The sequence below is a fragment of the Stieleria sedimenti genome, assembly GCF_025060895.1.
Classification (GTDB): Bacteria; Planctomycetota; Planctomycetia; order Pirellulales; family Pirellulaceae; genus Stieleria; species Stieleria sedimenti.
In genome coordinates this window covers 38,517-40,096 of the sequence record NZ_JANZKV010000194.1, presented here as the reverse complement: position 1 = coordinate 40,096, position 1,580 = coordinate 38,517, and the positions used below count along the sequence as shown (strand labels likewise).

Sequence of the window (1,580 nt, the reverse complement as noted above, 5' to 3'; positions counted from 1 at the left end):
GTCCAGGCTTTAGCCGCCCGCTTCGCTGCTCCGCAGCGAGCGGGGATGCGCCTCAAGGCTGGACACCGACACGCGGGTGATCTCCCCAAACCGACGGCAGCTGACCTGTGGGGGTAGCCGACGCGCTACTGTGCGGCAGCCATTTCGTCGTCCCCTCTTCATTCGTGCAATCATGAAATTTCGCCGTTTTTTCTCCTGCCTGTTGGTCTGCTGCTCTTACCAGTTCACGCTTGCCGACCCGGGCGACTGGAGCCAGTGGCGGGGCGAGAATCGCGATGGCCGACTGACGACCGGCGAGCTGCCCGAAAAGCTGCAGGGCAGCCTGACATTAGCTTGGGAAAAGCCGCACGCCCCCAGCTACAGCGGGCCGGTCGTGTTTGACGGCATGCTGTACACGACCGAGACGGTGGACAAGACGTTTGAGAAAGTCACCGCGTACAACCTCAGCGATGGCAGCGTCGCCTGGACCGTGCAGTGGGAAGGGTCGATGGCCGTCCCGTTTTTCGCCGCTTCCAACGGAGACTGGATTCGCGCCACTCCGGCCTGCAGCCCCGACGGTTTGGTCGTCGTCGGAATGCGCGACGTGATCGTCTGCCTGGATCCGAAAACAGGTGCCGAGACGTGGCGCGTCGACTGCCCCAAGGCGATGGGAACCCCCCTGCCGATGTTCGGTGCGAATTGCTCGCCGCTGATCGACGGCGACGCGGTTTACATGCAAACCGGCGGCGCCACCGTCAAGCTTTCGATGAACGACGGATCGGTGATTTGGCAAACGCTGGAGAATGCCACCTCCAGCTCGCCCGGTGCATTCTCTAGCCCGATCATCGCGACCATCGCCGGCAAGCGGCAGCTGCTGGTGCAAACCCGCCTGGAATTGTGTGGCGTGGATCTGGAAACCGGCCAGCCACTGTGGAAGCAGCCGATCCAAGCGTTTCGTGGCATGAACATTCTGACGCCACTGCCGATCGGAGATCGGGTTTTCACGTCCGCCCATAGTGGCACCGCACAGCTGTTTGAAATTGCTCGCGACGGGGACAAGTGGACAATCCAGGAGGTTTGGAACCAGAAGCAACAGGCTTACATGTCGTCTCCCGTGCTGGTCGATGGCCGGATCTACATGCATCTCAAAAACGAACGAATGACGGCACTGGACGTCCAGACGGGCGAGGCGACCTTCACCACCAGGCCGATCGGAAAATACGCCAGCTTGATCACCGATGGAAATCGGATCCTGGCCTTGACCGAGCGGGGCAAGCTGATGCTGCTCGATGGCTGCACGCCCGACTACAAACTGATCGACGAGATGGACGTGGCGCAAAACTCCTGGGCTCACGTTGCAGTGGCCGGTGACGAGGTGGTCGTCCGTGATCTGGGAAAACTCAAGGTATTCCGCATCGGCAGATGACGGCGCGAGAAGGCGTGATGGCGGCCAACCACTCCGCAGCTGGCTCCCTCTCCCGCGGCAGGGAACGCTGTGAAGCATTTATTCCTGCGATTGACGAGGGGTCAGCGGCAGGGCGCAAGCTCTCTCTCTTTCCATCCCGAAACACCGGAGGGCTCGCGGGCTGTCGTTTTTGTGA

General features: G+C 61.4%; 1 protein-coding gene. It reads left to right on the top strand.

Features of this window, described 5'->3' with window-relative positions; translation table 11 throughout:
* Positions 1-172 precede the first annotated feature (172 nt).
* A complete protein-coding gene (locus NZK35_RS24270) occupies positions 173-1,405 on the top strand; it encodes a PQQ-binding-like beta-propeller repeat protein (protein WP_259635112.1) in 1,233 nt (410 codons plus the stop codon).
* The last annotated feature ends 175 nt before the right edge of the window (positions 1,406-1,580 follow it).

Excerpts from the sequence above, each read along its gene's own strand:
- NZK35_RS24270 (WP_259635112.1), top strand. The coding sequence starts at position 173 with ATGAAATTTCGCCGTTTTTTCTCCTGCCTGTTGGTCTGCTGCTCTTAC.